The organism is Acidovorax sp. 22279 (genome assembly GCF_052045435.1).
Classification (GTDB): domain Bacteria; phylum Pseudomonadota; class Gammaproteobacteria; order Burkholderiales; family Burkholderiaceae_C; genus Acidovorax; species Acidovorax delafieldii.
Genome location: NZ_JBQEOV010000008.1, coordinates 211,293 through 229,959 on the forward strand (window position 1 = coordinate 211,293; position 18,667 = coordinate 229,959).

General features: G+C 65.2%; 16 protein-coding genes and 1 tRNA gene. 6 read left to right on the forward strand and 11 right to left on the reverse strand.

The annotated features are described in order from the left end of the window. Positions 1–18: 18 nt before the first annotated feature. Positions 19–999: a hydroxymethylglutaryl-CoA lyase gene (locus ACTJKQ_RS12735; protein WP_440597017.1), complete on the reverse strand. Its 981-nt coding sequence runs from the start codon at positions 997–999 to the stop codon at positions 19–21. Beyond that, positions 996–2,201 carry a CaiB/BaiF CoA transferase family protein gene (locus ACTJKQ_RS12740; protein WP_440597018.1) on the reverse strand — a complete coding sequence of 402 codons (1,206 nt, stop codon included), beginning with the start codon at positions 2,199–2,201 and terminating at the stop codon, positions 996–998. The genes ACTJKQ_RS12735 and ACTJKQ_RS12740 overlap by 4 nt, the downstream gene beginning before the upstream one ends. A gap of 141 nt (positions 2,202–2,342) precedes the next feature. Here ACTJKQ_RS12740 and ACTJKQ_RS12745 point away from each other — a divergent pair, with 141 nt between their 5' ends. From ACTJKQ_RS12745 to efp, 3 genes are all read left to right on the forward strand, one after another. Next, entirely contained in the window at positions 2,343–3,239 is an 897-nt protein-coding gene (locus tag ACTJKQ_RS12745; RefSeq protein WP_056064190.1) for a LysR family transcriptional regulator, read from the forward strand. After that, complete coding sequence (earP, locus tag ACTJKQ_RS12750; RefSeq protein ID WP_440597019.1) at positions 3,236–4,378, forward strand: elongation factor P maturation arginine rhamnosyltransferase EarP; 1,143 nt, start codon at positions 3,236–3,238, stop codon at positions 4,376–4,378. The genes ACTJKQ_RS12745 and earP overlap by 4 nt, the downstream gene beginning before the upstream one ends. A 140-nt stretch (positions 4,379–4,518) precedes the next feature. Further along, positions 4,519–5,073 (forward strand): elongation factor P, encoded by a 555-nt coding sequence (gene efp, locus ACTJKQ_RS12755; protein ID WP_008906801.1) that lies wholly within the window; start codon positions 4,519–4,521, stop codon positions 5,071–5,073. Positions 5,074–5,214: 141 nt separating this feature from the next. On the opposite strand, the gene rimO is transcribed toward efp, so the two are convergent. The 5 genes from rimO to ACTJKQ_RS12780 form a co-directional block, all read right to left on the reverse strand. Continuing rightward, positions 5,215–6,606 (reverse strand): 30S ribosomal protein S12 methylthiotransferase RimO, encoded by a 1,392-nt coding sequence (gene rimO / locus ACTJKQ_RS12760; RefSeq protein WP_056746646.1) that lies wholly within the window; start codon positions 6,604–6,606, stop codon positions 5,215–5,217. 179 nt (positions 6,607–6,785) lie between these two features. Beyond that, on the reverse strand, positions 6,786–7,346 hold the full coding sequence (gene phaR, locus ACTJKQ_RS12765; RefSeq protein ID WP_056064204.1) for a polyhydroxyalkanoate synthesis repressor PhaR: 561 nt from the start codon (positions 7,344–7,346) through the stop codon (positions 6,786–6,788). A 282-nt stretch (positions 7,347–7,628) separates the two neighbouring features. Then, positions 7,629–7,705: transfer RNA gene (locus ACTJKQ_RS12770), tRNA-Val, on the reverse strand. A 116-nt stretch (positions 7,706–7,821) separates the two neighbouring features. Next, the gene (locus ACTJKQ_RS12775; RefSeq protein WP_056064207.1) at positions 7,822–10,035 is read right to left on the reverse strand and encodes a RelA/SpoT family protein; all 2,214 of its coding nucleotides are present in this window, start codon (positions 10,033–10,035) and stop codon (positions 7,822–7,824) included. Continuing rightward, on the reverse strand, positions 10,032–11,000 hold the full coding sequence (locus tag ACTJKQ_RS12780; protein WP_440597020.1) for an alpha/beta fold hydrolase: 969 nt from the start codon (positions 10,998–11,000) through the stop codon (positions 10,032–10,034). Before ACTJKQ_RS12780 ends, ACTJKQ_RS12775 begins: the two co-directional genes overlap by 4 nt. Positions 11,001–11,116: 116 nt before the next feature. Here ACTJKQ_RS12780 and ACTJKQ_RS12785 point away from each other — a divergent pair, with 116 nt between their 5' ends. Continuing rightward, complete coding sequence (locus tag ACTJKQ_RS12785) at positions 11,117–11,899, forward strand: 3-hydroxybutyrate dehydrogenase (RefSeq protein WP_121942604.1); 783 nt, start codon at positions 11,117–11,119, stop codon at positions 11,897–11,899. A 116-nt stretch (positions 11,900–12,015) separates the two neighbouring features. Here ACTJKQ_RS12785 and ACTJKQ_RS12790 read toward each other — a convergent pair whose 3' ends face one another. Next, a complete protein-coding gene (locus ACTJKQ_RS12790; protein WP_440597021.1) occupies positions 12,016–12,729 on the reverse strand; it encodes an SIMPL domain-containing protein in 714 nt (237 codons plus the stop codon). A 217-nt stretch (positions 12,730–12,946) separates the two neighbouring features. On the opposite strand from ACTJKQ_RS12790, the gene ompR reads away from it, so the two are divergent. Further along, positions 12,947–13,678 carry an osmolarity response regulator transcription factor OmpR gene (ompR, locus tag ACTJKQ_RS12795; RefSeq protein ID WP_015014739.1) on the forward strand — a complete coding sequence of 244 codons (732 nt, stop codon included), beginning with the start codon at positions 12,947–12,949 and terminating at the stop codon, positions 13,676–13,678. 6 nt (positions 13,679–13,684) lie between these two features. After that, on the forward strand, positions 13,685–15,214 hold the full coding sequence (locus ACTJKQ_RS12800; RefSeq protein WP_056064216.1) for a sensor histidine kinase: 1,530 nt from the start codon (positions 13,685–13,687) through the stop codon (positions 15,212–15,214). A 61-nt stretch (positions 15,215–15,275) separates the two neighbouring features. On the opposite strand, the gene gudD is transcribed toward ACTJKQ_RS12800, so the two are convergent. The 3 genes from gudD to kdgD form a co-directional block, all read right to left on the reverse strand. Then, positions 15,276–16,628 carry a glucarate dehydratase gene (gudD, locus tag ACTJKQ_RS12805; protein WP_440597022.1) on the reverse strand — a complete coding sequence of 451 codons (1,353 nt, stop codon included), beginning with the start codon at positions 16,626–16,628 and terminating at the stop codon, positions 15,276–15,278. 49 nt (positions 16,629–16,677) lie between these two features. Then, positions 16,678–17,667 carry a Bug family tripartite tricarboxylate transporter substrate binding protein gene (locus ACTJKQ_RS12810; RefSeq protein ID WP_440597023.1) on the reverse strand — a complete coding sequence of 330 codons (990 nt, stop codon included), beginning with the start codon at positions 17,665–17,667 and terminating at the stop codon, positions 16,678–16,680. Positions 17,668–17,752: 85 nt separating this feature from the next. Then, on the reverse strand, positions 17,753–18,664 hold the full coding sequence (gene kdgD / locus ACTJKQ_RS12815) for a 5-dehydro-4-deoxyglucarate dehydratase (protein ID WP_440597028.1): 912 nt from the start codon (positions 18,662–18,664) through the stop codon (positions 17,753–17,755). Positions 18,665–18,667: the final 3 nt, after the last annotated feature.

An 18,667-nucleotide genomic window follows, 5' to 3' on the forward strand; every position in this document is an offset into this window, starting at 1 on the left:
ATGCCGGCTCGCCCGCATTCAGCGGGCCAGCGCTCTTTCGCGAATGGCTTCGAAATCCGCAGGCACCGGGTGCAGCGCCAGGCGAGGGCCCGCCTTGGCAATCTGGCTGGGAATGTCGTGGCCAATGAACGCAGGCAGTTGCTGCGCAGCGGCCACCAGTTGTGCCAGATCCACCCCGGTGTCATAGCCCATCAGCGCCAGCGCATGCACGATCTCTTCGCTGCACACATTGCCGCTGGCGCCGGGTGCATACGGGCAGCCGCCCAGGCCGCCCAGCGAGGCGTCGAACCGGTCTGCGCCTGCGTCAATGGCCGCCAGCACATTGGCCAGCCCCATGCCGCGTGTGTTGTGGAAATGCAGGGTGAACTCCACCCCCGGCCAGCGCGCGCGGGCGGCCGCGGTGAGCTGGTGCACCTGCGTGGCGTAGGCCATGCCCGTGGTATCGCACAGCGTGGTGCCGCGCACGCCGAGGTCCACAAAGCGCTGCACCCAGCCGAACACATCGGCCTGGGCCACATCGCCTTCCATGGGGCAGCCGAACACGCAGGACAGCGACACATTCACCGCCACGTTGGCGCCCTGCGCCAGGGCCACCACCTGCGCCAGCGCCGCGAACGACTGTTCCTGCGTCATGCGCAGGTTGGCCAGGTTGTGCGTGGCGCTGACCGACATGACGAGGTTCAGCTCATCCGTGCGCGACTCGATGGCGCGCTCGGCACCGCGCAGATTGGGCACCAGCGCGGTGTAGACCGTGCCGGGGCGGCGCGTGATCTCGCGCATCACAACCTCGGCATCTTTCAGCGCAGGAATGGCGGTGGGCGAAGTGAACGAAGTCACCTCGATCTTGGCCAGGCCTGCCGCCGACAGCGCATTGCACAGCGCGATCTTGTCGGCCGTGGGCACAAAGGCCTTCTCCATCTGCAGGCCGTCGCGCAGGCCGACTTCCTGCATGTGGATGCGGCGGCCTGCGCCCTGCCACACCGTGTTGGATGCACTCATTGAATCACCCCCTTGCTGCGCAGCAGCGCGATCTGTTCGGCCGTGAGCCCGGCCTCGGCCAGCACCGCATCGGTGTCGTCGCCCAGGTGCGGCGCGCTGCTGCGGATGCTGCCCGGCGTGGCCGAGAGCTTGGGCACGATGCCGGGCACCTCCACGCTGTAGCCGTCGCGTGTCTGCTGGGTCAGCAGCATGTCGCGGGCGCGATAGTGCGGGTCTTCGGCAATGTCTTTGGCGGTGTAGACCTTGCCCGCTGGCACGCGGGCAGCGCCCAATGCATCCAGCACCTGCTGCACAGTGCGCTGCGCGCTCCAGGCGCCAATCGCAGCGTCGATCTCTTCCACCCGGGCCACGCGGCCGGTGTTGTTGGCGAGGTCCGGCGCAGTGCCCAGGTCGGGCCTGCCAATCGCATCCATCAGCCGCTTGAAAATGCTGTCGCCATTGCCCGCCACCAGCACCCAGCCGTCCTGGCAGGGGTAGGCGTTGCTCGGTGCAATGCCCGGCAGCGCGCTGCCTGCGGCCTCGCGCACGGCGCCGAAGGCGCTGTATTCGGGGATCAGGCTTTCCATCACGTTGAACACCGCCTCGTGCAGCGCCACGTCAATCACCTGGCCCTGGCCGCCGTTGACCTTGCGGTGGTACAGCGCCGTCAGCACGCCGATGGTGCCGTGCAGCGCCGCCAGCGTATCGCCAATCGAGACACCGACGCGCACCGGCACGCGGCCGGGCTCGCCCGTCAGGTGGCGCAGGCCGCCCATGGCTTCGCCGATGGCGCCAAAGCCTGGCAGGTCGCGGTACGGCCCCGTCTGGCCGTAGCCAGAGATGCGCAGCATCACGAGGCCGGGGTTGAGTTGGTGCAGCTCATCGGGCGACATGCCCCAGCCTTCCAGCGTGCCGGGGCGGAAGTTCTCGACCAGCACATCGGCTTCTGCAATCAGCTGGCGAGCGATGTCCTGCCCCTCCTTTTGCCGCAGGTCCAGCGCTACCGAGCGCTTGTTGCGCGACTGCACCTGCCACCAGACAGAAGTGCCTTCCTTGATCAGGCGCCAGTTGCGCAGCGGGTCGCCGGTCTCGGGCGCCTCGATCTTGATCACATCGGCGCCAAACTCGCCCAGCGTCTTGCCGCAGAAAGGCCCGGCAATGAGCTGGCCCATTTCGATGACGCGCACGCCTTGCAAAGCGGCGGGGGAAGCAATGGAATCCATGGGTGGGCTTATCTCCTGCGGCCAGCCCCACGCCGGGGCGGCTCGGGGCGAATGATGCGCAGGGTGTGCGGGGCCGTAAATCGCTCAAGCAACAAGATGCCATCGCAAACCGGCATGGCAGCTTGTTACCATCAGGCCCCCATGAAACTTGATCCCGTCTCCCTGCGCCTGTTTGTGGCCGTGATGGAAGAAAGCACCATCGCTGCCGCCGCCGCGCGCGAGCACCTGGCCGCCTCGGCCGTGAGCCGCCGCCTGGCCGACCTGGAAGACGCGTTGCATGTGGCCCTGTTCACCCGCAGCAACAAGGGCACCGAGCCCACGGCCGCCGCATTTGCGCTGCTGAACCTGGCGCGCGGCGTACTGAATGACCTGGACGGCATCGCCACCCAGATGCGCGAATATGGCACCGGAGTGCGCGGCCACGTGCGCGTGGTGGCCAACATCTCGGCCATCACGCAGTTTTTGCCTGGGGAACTGCAGAGCTTTCTGGCACAACACCCGCAGGTGGATGTGCGGCTGCAGGAGCAGATCAGCAGCGCGATTGCGCATTCCGTGGCCGAGAACGCGGCCGACGTGGGCATCCTGAACGAAGGCCACTACGGCGAGCGCGTGACGCTGCTGCCCTACCGCACCGACGAGCTGGTGCTCGTAGTACCCACCGGCCATGCGCTGGCGCGGCGCAAGTCCGTGCGGCTGGCAGACGCCCTGCCCTATGACTTTGTGGGCGCGCACCCCAACAGCGCCATCAACAACCAGCTCACCCGCGCATCCGCCGAAGCTGGCCTGCCGCTTCGACTGCGCATGCAGGTCACCAGCTACGACGCGCTGTGCCTCATGGTCAACGCCGGGCTGGGTGTGGGCGTGATGCCGCGCGGCAGTGCGCGGCTGTACCAGGGCGCGCTGCAGATCCGCACCGTCACCCTGAACGAGCCCTGGGCCCACCGCCGCCTGTCGCTGTGCGTGCGGTCGGAAGAATCCCTCTCCACCGTGGCCCGGCTGCTGGTGGACCACTTGCGCACGCAGCCCGCCACACCATGACCCCCGACCGCCAGCCCCTGCAGTGGGATGTGTTCTGCCGCGTGATCGACAACTTTGGCGACATTGGGGTGTGCTGGCGCCTGGTGGCGCAGCTGGCCGCACTGGGCCACCGCGTGCGCCTGTGGGTGGACGACGCCTCGGCGCTGCAATGGATGGCCCCTGGGGGCTGCCCCGGGGTGGAGGTGCGGCCCTGGGGTGCGCCGCCGCCGGGCCCCAACGAGCCGCCACCCGATGTGATGGTGGAGGCCTTCGGCTGCGATATTGCTCCTGAATTCATAGCGTATAGCGCATATTCCACTAGCGCTTCTGGCCAAAATCGCTCCAAACCTGTCTGGATCAACCTGGAATACCTGTCTGCAGAGGCCTACGTCGCACGCACCCACCGCCTGCCGTCCCCCATCCTGTCCGGCCCGGCATCGGGGTGGACGCGCTGGTTTTTCTACCCCGGCTTCACGACCGGCACCGGCGGCCTCCTACGCGAGCCCCATCTGATGGCGCGGCGCGAGGCTTTTGACCGCAGCGCCTGGCGCACGGAGCACCGGGCACTGTTTGGCAGGGGCGAAGAAATACCGGGCAGCCGCTGGGTGTCGCTGTTCTGCTACGAGCCCCCGGCGCTGGCCCACCTGCTGCAACAGTGTGCGCTGCAACCCACCGAGCTGCTGGTCACGCCTGGCCGCCCGGCCGCTGCGGTGCGGGCGACGCTGGCCGAGCCCTCCGGGAACCAAGGAGGTCCGCAAGCGCATGACCAGCGGGGGCTGCTGTCCTTGTCCTACCTTCCCCACCGCCCCCAGCCAGCGTTTGATGAGATGCTGTGGGCCTGCGACTTCAATGCGGTGCGGGGCGAGGACTCGCTGGTGCGTGCGCTGTGGGCGGGTCAAGCCTTTGTCTGGCAGATCTACCCGCAGCACGACAACGCCCACCACGACAAGCTCTGGGCCTTTCTGGACTGGCTGCAGGCCCCTGCGTCACTGCGGCAGTTCCACGCGACCTGGAACGGGCTGGACGGCGCGCCGCTGCAATGGCCGGACGACAACACACTGGCAGAGTGGACCGCCTGCACCCTGGCTGCCCGTGCGCGCCTGCTGACGCAGGACAACCTCGTCGCACAACTTTTGGGCTTTGTCGCCGAAAAACGGTAAAATCCGAGGCTTTGCGCAAATCAGGTGCGGCATGTCAGTGCCTGCTCCCCGCGCACTTTCGCCGCAGAACATGCACCGGCGCGCAAACCAGATGGTTTGCCAGCCCGCGCGTTGAGCGGCCCCAACCCAAGCAACTTGCTATGAAAATCGCTCAAGAAATCCGCGCCGGCAACGTCATCATGCACGGCAAGGACCCCATGGTGGTCCTGAAGACCGAATACGCCCGCGGCGGCCGCGGTGCAGCCACCGTGCGCATGAAGCTCAAGAGCCTGATCGGCAACTTCGGCACCGAAGTCGTGTTCAAGGCCGACGACAAGATCGACAACGTGATCCTGGACAAGAAGGAGTGCACCTACTCCTACTTTGCCGACCCCATGTACGTGTGCATGGACACCGAGTACAACCAGTACGAAGTGGAAGCCGAAAACATGGGCGACTCGCTGAACTACCTGGAAGACGGCATGACCGTGGAAGTGGTGTTCTATGACGGCAAGGCCATCTCGGTCGAACTGCCCACCAGCGTCGAGCGCGAAATCACCTGGACGGAACCCGCGGTCAAGGGCGACACCTCCGGCAAGGTCATGAAGCCTGCCAAGATCGCCACCGGCTTCGAAGTGCCCGTGCCCCTGTTCGTCAGCCAAGGCGACAAGATCGAAATCGACACCCGCACTGGCGAATACCGCAAGCGCGTCTAAGGGGGCGGCAAGGGCTCGCTGCCCTCTCTCCCTCCCAGGAGATCCCCCAAAGAAAAAGGCTTCCCTCGGGAAGCCTTTTTTTATGATTCAGAGCCAATGCGCCAGTGCTGCACGGGTCTAACGCTATGAATTAAATAGCAATCAGATAGGTTGCGCCACCAGGTCGTGCCCCTGCACGCCCACGATACGTGCCTTGGTGAACTCCCCCACCTTGAGCTGCTTGCTGATCTTCTCGGGCGGCAGCAGCTGCACGGTGCCGTCGATCTCGGGCGCATCCGCATAAGTGCGGCCCACGCCCCCCTTGCGGCCCAGGGCAGGGGCATGGTCCACCAGCACCTGCATGGTGGCACCCACCCGGCGCTGCAGTCTGGCGATCGAGACCTCTTCCGCCACCGCCATGAAGCGGGCACGGCGATCTTCGCGCACGTCCATCGGCAGCATGCCGGGCAGCTCGTTGGCCGCAGCGCCATTCACATCGCTGTAGGCAAAGCATCCCGCACGGTCAATCTGCGCCTCGCGCACGAAGTCGAGCAGGTGCTGGAACTCTTCTTCCGTCTCGCCCGGAAAGCCCGCAATGAAGGTGCTGCGGATGACCAGCTCGGGGCAGGCTTCGCGCCAGCGCAGGATGCGCTCCAGGTTGCGCTCGCCGCTGGCGGGGCGCTTCATGCGCTTCAATACGTCAGGGTGGCTGTGCTGGAAAGGCACGTCCAGGTACGGCAGCACCTTGCCCGTGGCCATGAGTGGGATCACTTCGTCCACGCTAGGGTACGGGTACACATAGTGCAGGCGCACCCAGGCGCCATAGGGCTCGGCAATCTCGCCCAGCGTCTGCACCAGCTCCAGCATGCGGGTCTTGACAGGCTTGCCATCCCAGAAGCCCGTGCGGTACTTCACGTCCACGCCATAGGCCGAGGTGTCCTGGCTGATCACCAGCAACTCTTTCACACCACCTTCAAACAAGGCCTTGGCCTCGCTCAGCACATCGCCAATGGGGCGTGACACCAGATCGCCGCGCATGGACGGGATGATGCAGAAGGTACAACGGTGGTTGCAGCCTTCGCTGATCTTGAGGTAAGCGTAATGCTTGGGCGTGAGCTTGATGCCCGCGATGCCGAAGCTGCCGGGCACCAGGTCCACGAACGGGTCGTGGGGCTTGGGCAGGTTCAGATGGACCGCATCCATCACCTCTTGCGTGGCATGGGGCCCGGTCACGGCCAGCACGCTGGGGTGCATCTGACGCACCATGTTGCCGCCATCGTCACCCGTGCGGGCGCCCAGGCAGCCGGTGACGATGACCTTGCCGTTCTCGGCCAGGGCTTCGCCAATGGTGTCCAGGCTTTCTTTCACGGCATCGTCAATGAAGCCGCAGGTGTTGACGATGACCAGGTCTGCACCCTGGAAGGTCTTGGAGGTTTCGTAACCCTCGGCGCTCAGCTGCGTGAGGATCAGCTCGGAATCGGTCAGCGCCTTGGGGCATCCCAGGCTGACGAATCCGACTTTGGGTGTTTTGGTGGGGGCAATTGCTTCGCTCATATCCCCGTATTGTCCCAGTTCCGGCGTTGAGCGGTCAGGATTGCCGATTCATCGCAAGGATTGCCACCTGCCGCAACCTGCGCAACCGGTGCTGCACCAGCCCGTAGCCACCATTCAAAGGCAGCACCACCGCTCTAGCGGCGCCGCCCGAGGGCAAGGCGCCGCAGGCGCCTCGGGGGTTATCTTTTCAGTCCAAATGCGCCCAGCATCTGCTCCGTCTGCTTTTGCATCTGCTCCTGCATCTGGGCCAGCATGGTCTGCGACTGCTCGACATAGTTGCCCATCATGCCCTTGAGCATGGGCGACTGCAGGCTCATGAACTGCGCCCACATCTCGGGCGTCACGCTTTGGGACTGCTCGGCCAGCTTGGTCTGCACGTCGGTGAAGGCCTGGACGTTCTTCTCCAGGTACGCGCCCATGAACCCCTGCATGGCATGGCCGTAGAACCGGATGATGTTGGCCAGCACCGCCTCGGTGAACATCGGGGCGCCGCCCGCCTCCTCTTCCAAAATGATCTGCAGCAGGATGCTGCGTGTGAGGTCTTCGCCCGTTTTGGCGTCGCGCACCACCACGTTCTGGTGGTCCATCACCAGCTGGCGCACCTCGGCCAGGGTGATGTAGGTGGAGGTGTCTGTGTCATACAGACGGCGGTTGGGGTACTTCTTGATGACGCGCTGGGCCGATTTGGACGCAGCGGTTTTCGGTTCGGACACAACGAACTCCTCGGGCTCAAAACCCATGTATTGCAGTGCAGCACATTCTAGGGAGACTGCTGCGCCGCGGCGGCAAAGGAATACCCTGAGGACGCAGGACAACCGAGTGTCGCGCGTGTGACTGATAGGTCCTGCGCTGTGTGTCGTGGAGCTTCCGGCACCACACACCACAGCCCGGCAACAGCGCGTGAAGCGAAAGAATGAAGCGAAAACAAAAAAGCCACCTTGCGGTGGCTTGCTGCATGAACACCGCTTGCGGTGTTGTTGCCAAGTTTTTTGCACTGAAAGCTGGTGTCTTTCAGAAAAACTTGGTAGGCGCGATTGGACTCGAACCAACGACCCCCACCATGTCAAGGTGGTGCTCTAACCAGCTGAGCTACGCGCCTGTCGTTATCAAGACCACTATTATAGCCATAAAAATCGCCCCCTCGGGCACGGCAGGCTACAAATCACACAACGCGCGCGAAGCGGGCTCACAGGCAAGGCCCGCGCGCGTCTCGCCTCAACGACGGCGGGCAGAACGAACGCCCTGCACCCCAGCCACGATGCCGAGCACCTTGTTCAGGCGGCCTGAGTCAGACACTTCTACCGTGAACGTCATCCACGCCGTGCCTTTGACGGACTGGGTCTGCACACCGATCACATTGGTTTTTTCGCGGGCAAACACTTCCGAGATGTCACGCAGCAGGCCCTGGCGGTCGGCGGCCTCCACCGCGACGTCCACCGGGTACACCGCCGTGGATGCCGATGGCTTGGGCACGCCCCACTCCACCTCGATCACACGCTCGGCATTGCGTGCCGCCATCTCGCGGAAGTTGCTGCAGTCGGCACGGTGCACGCTCACCCCTTTGCCACGCGTGACAAAGCCACGGATGGTGTCCGGGGGTGCGGGCTTGCAGCACTTGGCCAGCTGCGTCATCAGCGAGTCGATGCCCACCACCAGCACACCTCCCTTGGGGGCCGCATCGTTGGTGCGTGTTTTCTTGAGCAGCAGATAGTCGTCGGGCTGCAGCACGGGCTCGGGCGGGCGCAGCACCGTTTCAATGTTGCGCAGCGAAAACTCGTCCTTGCCCACCACCTCAAACAGCGCGTCGGCCGACTTGAAGCCCAGTTGCACCGCCAGATCATCAAGCTTGATGGCGGTCTTGCCCTCGCGCTGCAACAGCTTTTCGACCGCCTCACGGCCCCGGGCCACTGTCTCGTGCGTGGCCTGTGCGTTGAACCAGGCACGCACCTTGGCCTTGGCGCGGTTGCTGGTGAGATAGCCCAGCTCGGCATTGAGCCAGTCGCGCGAGGGGCGCCCTTCCTTGACCGTGGAGATTTCGACCGTCTGCCCGTTCTGCAACGGGGTATTGAGCGGCACCATCACACCATCGACCTTGGCGCCCCGGCAGCGGTGGCCCAGGCTGGTGTGGACGGAGTAGGCAAAGTCCACCGGGGTGGCGCCCTGGGGCAGCTCCACCACGGCGGCATCGGGGGTCAGCACGTAGATGCGGTCCTCGAACAAGCCCCGGTTGGGCAACGCGCCCGCCAGGTCCCGCTCCCACGCCAGCAGCTGGCGCAGCACGGCAATCTTGGCGTCGTACTCGCCCGTTGCGGACACACCCGCATAACCTTTGGCCCCGGCCTCCTTATAGGCCCAGTGCGCTGCCACGCCATGCTCGGCGTGTTCGTGCATGGCCTGGGTGCGGATCTGGATCTCGATGGGCTTGCCGTTGTCGTCCCGCACGATGGTGTGCAGCGACTGGTAGCCGTTGGGTTTGGGCTTGGCGATGTAGTCGTCAAACTCCTCCACGATGGGCTTGAACTGCTCGTGCACCCAGCTCAGGGCGGCGTAGCAGTCCTTCACCGTGGGCACCACCACACGCAGCGCGCGGATGTCGAACACCTGGTCGAAGTTGAGCGACTTGCCACGCATCTTCTTGACGATGCTGTAGATGTGCTTGGGGCGGCCCGCCACGGTAGCGCTGATGCTGCGCGCACGCAGGTCGGATTCGAGCCGCGCGCGCAGCTGCTCCATGTAGACCTCGCGCTCGCCGCGCTTTTCGTCGAGCAGGCGGGCCACTTCCTTGTAGGTGTCGGGCTCCAGGAAGCGGAAGGACAGGTCCTCCAGCTCCCACTTCACCTGCCAGATACCCAGGCGGTTCGCCAGCGGCGCAAAAACCTGCAGCGACTCGCGCGCCAGGCTGGGCGACACGGGGCGCTTGCTGGCCGCATGAAAACGGAGCGTCTGCAAGCGCGAGGCCAGCCGCAGCATCACCACACGCAGGTCGCGCGAGAACGCCAGCAGCATCTTGCGCACGTTCTCCGTCTGCACGGCGGGGTCGTCCAGCGGCGCAGCCGCGCGGGCCTGCTGCTGCACGCGCATCAGCTTGGTGGTCTCCACCGCCAGCGCCGCAAAGTTGGCGCCAAAGGCCTTGGCGATCACCTCCTCGGGTTTGTTCAGATGGATGCAGGCGTGCACCAGATAGCTGGCCGCCTGCATGGCTTCGGAACCGCCAATACCCTTGAGGATGGCGGCCACGGCATCGGCATGGGCCAGCGTGTTCTCGCCGGAGTCGAGCGTTTCGCCCGCCATCAAGGGTTCGGCAAAAGCGCGCGCGCGGGCCAGTGCGTTCACCTGCTCCGGCAGGGTGTGCGCCGTGGCAGCGATGAGCTGGGGGACAGCGTCGGCCTGGGGGGTGAGAGACGCTGGTGCAGGAGGGTTGGTTTTCATCCGGCCACAGCACCTTCTGCCGCCAGCAGGAAATCCGCGACTGCGGCGACCTGATCTTCCGCCACCAGCGTGGGCGCGTGGCCCACACCGTCGAACTCCACCACGCGGGCCCGGGGCCCGCGCTGCGCCATGGCCTGCGCCGTATCGCGTGAGAGCAGGTCGGACTGCGCACCGCGCAACAGCAACGTCTGGGCCGTGATGTGGTCATACAGCTGCCACAGTGCCGCCTCGCCCGCCGCCGCAGCCTCCTGCGTCAACGTCTTGAACGGCACGGCAATCGCCGGGTCATAGTGCAGCGCGAGGCCGCCTCCGGCGGACTGCGGCAGCGCGCGCACCATGGCGCGCGACAGCTCCAGCCACTGGGCGGACGTGTGGGGGCCAAAGCTGGTGGAGATGGCCCACATTGCATCGGCCGCCTGCTGCAGCGATGCAAACCGCGCGGGCTGCCCCAGATACTGTCCGATGCGCTGCAGCGCCTGCCACTGGATGACAGGCCCCACATCGTTCAGCACCAGCCGGCGCACAGGCACCGGCAAGGGCAGAGCGGGCTGGCCGGTGATGCCCATGCCGATGAGCCCGCCCATGCTCGTGCCCACCCAGTCCAGCGTGCTTATGGGGGCTTGCTGGTGCAACTGCGCCAGCAATGCCAGCATGTCCGCCGCGTATTGGGGAATCTGGTAGCCCATGGGGTCGGCCAGCCAGTCGCTGCGCCCCCGGCCCACCACGTCGGTGCAGATCACCCGCGCATGCTGGCTCAGCACGCGGGCCAAGGTATCAAAATCGCGCCCCTGGCGCGACAGGCCGTGCACGCAGACGATGACGTGCGGGTGCGCCGGGTTGCCGGTGGCGTTCCACTCCCAATACGCCATGCGGTGCTGCTGTGCGGGAGCGGGTGCGCGGTCTGGAGTCTCCGGCGAGGCCGCGGGGCCTGGGCACAGTACGTAGTTCAGCGTAGGTTCAATCATGGGTGCGAAATCCGGGGGCAGCGCTCGATAATGCTGTGGTCGTTGGCACCCATCGCTTGCCCCTGAGTGCCGACTTTTTCTTGTCGTCGCATCGTAATTCATTCGGAGAGACTCCCATGCTGAAAGGCAAAACTGCCCTCGTCACCGGCTCCACCAGCGGCATTGGTCTTGGCATCGCCAAGGCCCTGGCGCGCCAGGGTGCCAACATCGTGCTCAACGGCTTTGGCGATGTGGATGGCCCCCGTGCCGAGGTGCTGACGGCCGGCGAGGCTGCGGGCGCCCAGGTGGCTTACCACGGCGCAGACATGAGCCGTGTGGCCGACATCGAAGACATGATGAAGTACAGCGCCAGCCAGTTTGGCCGCGTGGACATCCTGATCAACAACGCAGGCATCCAGCACGTGGCCAATGTGGAGAACTTTCCCGTCGAACGCTGGGACTCCATCATCGCCATCAACCTGACCAGCGCCTTCCACACCTCGCGCCTGGCCCTGCCCGCGATGAAGAGCGCCAACTGGGGCCGCATCATCAATGTGGCGTCGGTGCACGGCCTGGTGGGATCGGCCCAGAAGTCCGCCTATGTGGCCGCCAAGCACGGCATCGTGGGCCTGACCAAGGTCACCGCTCTGGAAAACGCCACCACCGGCGTGACCTGCAACGCCATCTGCCCCGGCTGGGTGCTGACGCCACTGGTGCAAAAGCAGGTGGACGCCAAGGCCGCCGAACACGGCATATCCAATGAAGAAGCCAAGAAGCTGCTGCTGGGGGAGAAGGAGCCTTCGATGCAGTTCACCACGCCCGAAGAGCTGGGCGAGCTGGCCGTGTTTTTCTGCTCCCCCGCCGCCAACAACGTGCGTGGCGTGGCGTGGAACATGGACGGCGGCTGGGCTGCTCAGTAAGCCGGCGCTGAGCAATCGCTCTGCTTTTGATAGCTGCCAGCGCTTATTACACTAGCGCTTGCAGCCGTTTTTATTTCAAACAGGGCACACCCAGCGACTCAGGGGGCTCAGAGGCCTCAGCGCATCTGCACCGAGCCCGACACGTTCACCGTGACCTGGGCCTTGCCCGCTTCCACCGGCACGGCTGAGTCCGAGAACGACGCCGCCTTGGCCTCGGCGGCCATCATGCGGGGCCGGGGGCCGGGCGACATTTCATTGCTATTCACCGCCACTTCGCGCAGGCTGTAGTTCGCGAATCCAAAGCCCTTGGCCAGTTCGGCCGCACGGGCCTTGAATTGCTCGATGGCCTGGGTCTGGGCCTCGGACTCCACCTTGGCGCGGGCCTCGCGCGACAGACCAAACGCCACCTGGCTGATCGCCAAGGTCTGAATCTTGCCGGCGGTGGCCGTGATGCGTGCAAAGTCACGGCCCTCCAGCACCAGTTCGGCCCGGCCCTGCCAGCCGTTGATCTTGCCGTCCTTGCCGTAGCGCGGGTACAGCCCGAACGGACCGGTGCGCACGTCCAGCTGGCCTGGCTGCGCATTGCGCTTGGCCTCGGTCAGTGCAGCATCCAGCGCCTGCTTGAGTTGGGTTTGCACGGTAGCGGCATCGGCGGCCTCTTTGCTGGTGGCAAGGTTGAGCACCAGCAAATCTTGCTGCACCTCCACCGTGCCCGTGGCCGACAGCTGCACCACATTGCGCAGCTCTGGGGCCGGTACACTTTGGGCAAAAGCGGCGCTTGCGCAGGCAATCAATGCACCGGCAGCTATCAGTTTGGTAGTGTTTTTCATCATCACACGGTCCTTGTCATTGGTGCACGCCCCGGTTGCCAGGGGTGCGGGGCACCACCTTAACCGCAGTGCGCTACGCCCTTGACAAAGCCATGTCGCACGAGGTGCGAAGCTGGGCAAAACTTGTAACAGTTGGTCAAACCCGGCCTGCAAACCCGAACTTCGGCGTTCCAACTGGTCAGAATTGGCTCTGTTACAAATTGGACTTGAGATCAACATGGCCACAACACCCAATCGCACCGACAAAGTTCTGGTAGTGGACGACGACGCCCGCATCCGCGACCTGCTGCGCCGCTACCTCACCCAAGAGGGTTTTGAAGTCATGGTTGCCGAAGACGGCAAGGCCCTCAACCGCCTGCTGCTGCGCGAGACGGTGGACATCATCGTGCTGGACCTGATGATGCCCGGCGAAGACGGTTTGTCGATCTGCCGCCGCCTGCGTGCCGCCAACGACCGCACCCCCATCATCATGCTCACTGCAAAGGGCGAGGACGTGGACCGCATCGTGGGCCTGGAAGTGGGCGCCGACGATTACCTGGGCAAGCCCTTCAACCCGCGCGAGCTGCTCGCCCGCATCCACGCCGTGCTGCGCCGCCGCCCCGCCCAGGAAGCCCCGGGCGCCCCATCGGGCGACAACGAAGTCGTCACCTTTGGCCCCTTCACCTTCGACCTGGGCACGCGCGCACTGCAGCGCAATGGCGAAGAACTGCCTTTGACCACCGGCGAATTCGCCATGCTTAAGGCCCTGGTGCGCCACCCGCGCCAGCCCCTGTCGCGCGAAAAGCTGGCTCTGCTGGCCCGCGGCCGCGAGTTCGAGCCCTTCGACCGCAGCCTGGACGTGCAGGTCTCTCGCCTGCGCAAGCTGGTGGAAGTGGACGCAGCAGCGCCCCGCTACATCCAGACCGTCTGGGGCGTGGGCTACGTGTTTGTGCCGGACGGAACGAGCTGATAGTTCATGGCCAACACTGAGGGCAAGCCGAGATCTTCGTCCCGCAAGTCTGTCACCGCCCCCTCCGACGCCACCAGCCCCGCCCCGCTGGAGGCCATTCGGCGGGCGCGGGAACAGCGTGCGCGCGTCGGTCTGAACCTTTTCTGGCGCACGTTTTTTCTGCTGGCCCTGCTGCTGGTGGGCAGCATCCTGGCGTGGCTGCAAACCCTGCGCGCGCTGGAGTTTGAACCGCGCACGCTGCAGACCGCACAGCAGATTGCATCGCTGGTCAACCTGAGCCGCGCGGCGCTGGTGCACTCCGACGCCATCGCGCGCGTGTCGCTCATCAAGACCATGGCCGACCAGGAGGGTGTGCGCATCCTGCCGCGCGAGCCCAAGGACAAGTACGCACTGCTCGATCCGACGGCCCTGGGCAACCGCCTGACCGACGAACTGACCATGCGCCTGGGCCCGGACACCATCGTGGCGCAAAGCGTGAACGGAGAAAACGGTCTGTGGGTCGGCTTCAATATCAACGGCGACCCCAACTGGCTGCTGATGGACCGCTCGCGCTTTAGCCCGGCAGGGGGACGCACCTGGCTGATCTGGCTGATCACGGCGGCTGCGCTGTCGCTGGCCGGCGCTGCGGCCATTGCACGGCTGATCAACCGCCCGCTCAAGCAGCTGTCCTATGCGGCCAACCGCGTCAAAGACGGTGACTTTGCCGCCAGCCACCTCGACGAAGAAGTGGTGACCAGCGAAATCCGCGAGGTGAACATTGGCTTCAACCGCATGGCCCAAAAGCTGGCCAAGCTGGAACAGGATCGCGCCGTGATGCTGGCAGGCATTTCGCACGACCTGCGCACGCCGCTGGCGCGCCTGCGGCTGGAAACGGAAATGAGCGTGACCGACGAAGTGGCCCGCGAGCACATGGTGGCCGACATCGTGCAGCTTGATGCCACCATCGACAAGTTTCTGGACTACGCACGGCCCGACCACGTGACGCTGACCCCGGTGAACCTGCATGCGGTGGTGTCGTCGTGTGTGTACGCGGTGCAGGACCACCGCGAGCTGCAGATCACCATGGCGGTGCCTGAGGACCTGAACGTGCTGGCAGACGAGGTGGAATTGGCCCGTGTGATCTCCAACCTGCTGGAAAACGCCCGGCGCTACGGCAAGAACGAGGACACGGGCATCACCAACGTGGACATCGCCGCCAAGAGCCGCGAAAACTGGGTGCTGATCAAGTTGCGCGACCACGGCGCTGGCGTGCCGCCTGAGCAGCTGTCCAACCTCACCAAGCCGTTCTTCCGGGGCGACTCGGCGCGCACGGCAGCGGCAGGTGCAGGCCTGGGGCTGTCGATTGTGGACAAGACGGTGCAGCGCATGGGCGGCATTTTTGCGCTGGCCAACTCCAGCACCGGAGGCCTGGTGGCCCACCTGCAACTGCAGCGCGCCACCAGCTTGCCCGAGGGCGTGGACCCCAAGCAGCGACTGCAGCGCCCATCCGTCAAGCGCCAGCTGCCCCGGCGACGGGCGGAAGACCGGATGGCCTGATCCCCTGCCCTGCCACCAACACAAAGCCCTCCATTGGAGGGCTTTGTGTTTTTGAACCGCCTCAGCGCACCATGCAAGGTGACTTGTTGTTGAACTTCCAGCCGGGGATCAGGTACTGCATCGCAATCGCGTCGTCGCGTGCACCCAGGCCGTGCTGCAGGTACAGGCGGTGGGCGCGCTCAACCTCGTCCATGTCCAGCTCTACCCCGAGACCGGGCTTCTCGGGCAGGTCAATGAAACCATTCCTGATCTGGAACGGCTGCTTCGTCAGGCGCTCGCCGTCCTGCCAGATCCAGTGCGTGTCGATCGCGGTCACGCGGCCCGGGGCAGCGGCGCCCACGTGGGTGAACATGGCCAGAGAAACATCGAAATGGTTGTTGGAGTGCGAGCCCCAGGTCAGGCCGAAGGCCTGGCACATCTGCGCCACACGCACTGATCCGGCCATGGTCCAGAAATGCGGGTCTGCCAGCGGAATATCCACCGACTGCAGCGCCAGGCTGTGCGCCATTTCGCGCCAGTCAGTAGCCACCATGTTGGTAGCGGTGGGCAGGCCGGTGGCGCGGCGGAACTCGGCCATCACCTCGCGGCCCGAGAACACGCCTTCTGCGCCGCAGGGGTCTTCGGCATAGGCCATCACACCGTGCAGGTCGCGCGTGAGGCGGATGGCGTCTTTCAACAGCCAGCCGCCATTGGGGTCCAGCGTCACGCGCGCTTCGGGGAAGCGCTCGTGCAGCGCGCGGATGGCCTCAAGCTCTTCCTCGCCACGCAGCACACCGCCCTTGAGCTTGAAGTCGGCAAAGCCATAGCGCTGGTAAGCGGCCTCGGCCAGGCGCACGATGCCCTCAGCCGTCATGGCCTTTTCGTTGCGCAGGCGGAACCAGTCGTTGTCGGCGCCGGGCTCGGTGCGGTAGGCCAGATCGGTCTTGGTGCGGTCGCCCACATAGAACAGGTAGCCCAGCATTTGCACCGATGTGCGCTGCACGCCGTCGCCCAGCAGCGCGGCCACGGGCACGCCCAGGTGCTGGCCCAGCAGATCGAGAAAGGCCGACTCCACCGCCGTCACGGCATGGATGGTGATGCGCAGGTCAAAGGTCTGCAGGCCACGCCCGCCCGCATCGCGGTCGGCAAACTGGGCGCGCATGGCATTGAGCACGGCGTTGTGGTGACCCACGGGCTGGCCCACGATGAGCGGTCGCGCATCTTCGATGGTCTGGAGGATCTTCTCGCCGCCGGGTACTTCGCCCACTCCCGTGTTGCCCGCGCTGTCACGCAGGATGAGGAGGTTGCGCGTGAAGAACGGACCGTGCGCACCGCTCAGGTTCATGAGCATGCTGTCGTGGCCCGCCACAGGCACCACGCGCAGCTCGGTGATAACGGGGGTGCTGGTGGCAGAAGGATTGGAAGAGTTGGTCATGGTGGTCAGAAAACGAGGATGAGGCGCGCCCGGCGCCTCGTGGCAGGGCTCAATCAGCGGTGATTTTTCGGGTCTCGATCACGGTCTTCCAACGGGCGAATTCGCGCGCTTGGTAGGCGGTGAAGGCTTCGGGCGTGCTGCCGACAATCTCCAGGCCCTGGTCCAGCATGCGCTTTTTCACGGCAGGGTCGTTGATGGCCGCGATGGCGGCGTCCGCGAGCTTCTTCTTGAGTGCTGGCGGCAGGCCCTTGGGTGCGGCCATGCCCTGCCAGGAGTACACCTCAGCACCGGCCACGCCCGCTTCGGCCAGCGTGGGTACATCCGGCAGCACAGGACTGCGCTTGTCGCCCGTCACAGCGATGGCGTGCAGCTTGCCCGCACGGATGTGCTGCAACACGGCGTTCACGTTCTGGAACGAGAACTCCACCTGCCCGCCCAGCAGGTCGTTGATGGCCGGTGCGCCACCCTTGTAGGGAATGTGCAGGCCTTCGGTGCCACTCTGCTGCCAGAACACTTCGGCAGAAAGGTGGTCTGACGAGCCGTTGCCCGAGCTGGCAAAACTCACCTTGCCCGGGTTGGCCTTGAGCTGGGCGATCACCTCCTTCACGGTGCGCGCCTTCTGTCCGGGGGCTGCGACCAGCACGTTGGGCGCCTGTACCGGCACGGTGATGTAGTCAAAGTCCTTGAGGGCGTCGTATGGCACGCTCTTGAGCAAATGCGGCGCCACGACAAAGGCACCCAGCGACGACACCAGCAGCGTGTAGCCATCGGCTGGCGCGCGCTTGACCATGCCCGCGCCCAGTGTGCCCGTGGCACCCGGGCGGTTGTCCACCACGAAGTTCTGGCCCAACTTGTCGCCCATGTGCAGGGCCATGGCGCGGGCCACCATGTCGGTGGAACCGCCGGCCGGGAACGGCACGACGATGGTCACGGGTTTATCGGGCCAGGTGGCAGCAGCGGGCGCGGCGGGCTGCGCAGATGCGGCAAAGGCAAAGCCACAGGCGGCAGCAACAAGCAACAGTTTCTTGGCAACGAACATGAGGGTGTCTCCGAAAGTAGTGATGGCAGGCCCTCTGCGGGGCCTCGGGGGTGGATGAGGAAAGGAAGGAATCCGCAGGCCGCGCTTACTGCGGCCCGAGCTTGTCAATCAGCGCCTTGAGCTCTTGCATCTCATGGGGCTTGAGGTCCGTCAGCGGCGCCCGCACCGGCCCGCCGTCATGGCCCACGATGCGCGCCCCCGCCTTGATGATCGACACGCCATAGCCCTCCACCCGGTTGCGGATGGCCAGGTACGGCATGAAGAACGACTTGAGCAGCCGGTGCTGCGTGGCCGTGTCATCGCTGGCCACCGCCTGGTAGAACTCCATCGCCGTCTTGGGGATGAAGTTGAACACCGCCGACGAATACACCGGGGTGCCCAGCGCCTTGTAGGCAGCGGCATACACCTCCGCCGTGGGCAGACCGCCCAGGTACGAGAAGCGGTCCCCCATCTTCATGTAGATGGAAGACATGGTCTCGATGTTGCCCACACCGTCCTTGAACCCCACCAGGTTCGGACAACGCTCGGCCAGGATGGCCAGGGACTCGGCCGTCAGCTTGGTGCGGTCGCGGTTGTAGACGATCACACCGAACTTCACGCTCTTGCAGACCTGCTCCACATGGGCGATCAGGCCTTCCTGGCCAGCTTCGGTCAGGTAATGCGGCAACAGCAGGATGCCATGGGCGCCCAGGCGCTCGGCCTCCTGGGCATGGGCAATGGCCGTGCGGGTGGGGCCACCGGCCCCGGCAATGATCGGCACCTTGCCCCGGCAGGTATCCACGGCCGTCTTGATGACCTCGCTGTATTCGGGGCCCGAGAGCGAGAAGTACTCACCCGTGCCACCGGCGGCAAACAGGGCGCTGGCGCCGTAGGGGGCGAGCCACTCCAGGCGCTCGATGTAGGTCTTGGGGCGGAAGTTGCCCTGCTCGTCGAAGTCGGTGATGGGGAACGAGAGCAGGCCGGAGCCCATGATGGTTTTGAGTTCTTGCGGGGTCATGGT

Excerpts from the sequence above, each read along its gene's own strand:
- ACTJKQ_RS12735 (WP_440597017.1), bottom strand. The coding sequence starts at position 999 with ATGAGTGCATCCAACACGGTGTGGCAGGGCGCAGGCCGCCGCATCCAC.
- ACTJKQ_RS12740 (WP_440597018.1), bottom strand. The coding sequence starts at position 2,201 with ATGGATTCCATTGCTTCCCCCGCCGCTTTGCAAGGCGTGCGCGTCATC.
- ACTJKQ_RS12745 (WP_056064190.1), top strand. The coding sequence starts at position 2,343 with ATGAAACTTGATCCCGTCTCCCTGCGCCTGTTTGTGGCCGTGATGGAA.
- earP (WP_440597019.1), top strand. The coding sequence starts at position 3,236 with ATGACCCCCGACCGCCAGCCCCTGCAGTGGGATGTGTTCTGCCGCGTG.
- efp (WP_008906801.1), top strand. The coding sequence starts at position 4,519 with ATGAAAATCGCTCAAGAAATCCGCGCCGGCAACGTCATCATGCACGGC.
- rimO (WP_056746646.1), bottom strand. The coding sequence starts at position 6,606 with ATGAGCGAAGCAATTGCCCCCACCAAAACACCCAAAGTCGGATTCGTC.
- phaR (WP_056064204.1), bottom strand. The coding sequence starts at position 7,346 with ATGGGTTTTGAGCCCGAGGAGTTCGTTGTGTCCGAACCGAAAACCGCT.
- ACTJKQ_RS12775 (WP_056064207.1), bottom strand. The coding sequence starts at position 10,035 with ATGAAAACCAACCCTCCTGCACCAGCGTCTCTCACCCCCCAGGCCGAC.
- ACTJKQ_RS12780 (WP_440597020.1), bottom strand. The coding sequence starts at position 11,000 with ATGATTGAACCTACGCTGAACTACGTACTGTGCCCAGGCCCCGCGGCC.
- ACTJKQ_RS12785 (WP_121942604.1), top strand. The coding sequence starts at position 11,117 with ATGCTGAAAGGCAAAACTGCCCTCGTCACCGGCTCCACCAGCGGCATT.
- ACTJKQ_RS12790 (WP_440597021.1), bottom strand. The coding sequence starts at position 12,729 with ATGAAAAACACTACCAAACTGATAGCTGCCGGTGCATTGATTGCCTGC.
- ompR (WP_015014739.1), top strand. The coding sequence starts at position 12,947 with ATGGCCACAACACCCAATCGCACCGACAAAGTTCTGGTAGTGGACGAC.
- ACTJKQ_RS12800 (WP_056064216.1), top strand. The coding sequence starts at position 13,685 with ATGGCCAACACTGAGGGCAAGCCGAGATCTTCGTCCCGCAAGTCTGTC.
- gudD (WP_440597022.1), bottom strand. The coding sequence starts at position 16,628 with ATGACCAACTCTTCCAATCCTTCTGCCACCAGCACCCCCGTTATCACC.
- ACTJKQ_RS12810 (WP_440597023.1), bottom strand. The coding sequence starts at position 17,667 with ATGTTCGTTGCCAAGAAACTGTTGCTTGTTGCTGCCGCCTGTGGCTTT.
- kdgD (WP_440597028.1), bottom strand. The coding sequence starts at position 18,664 with ATGACCCCGCAAGAACTCAAAACCATCATGGGCTCCGGCCTGCTCTCG.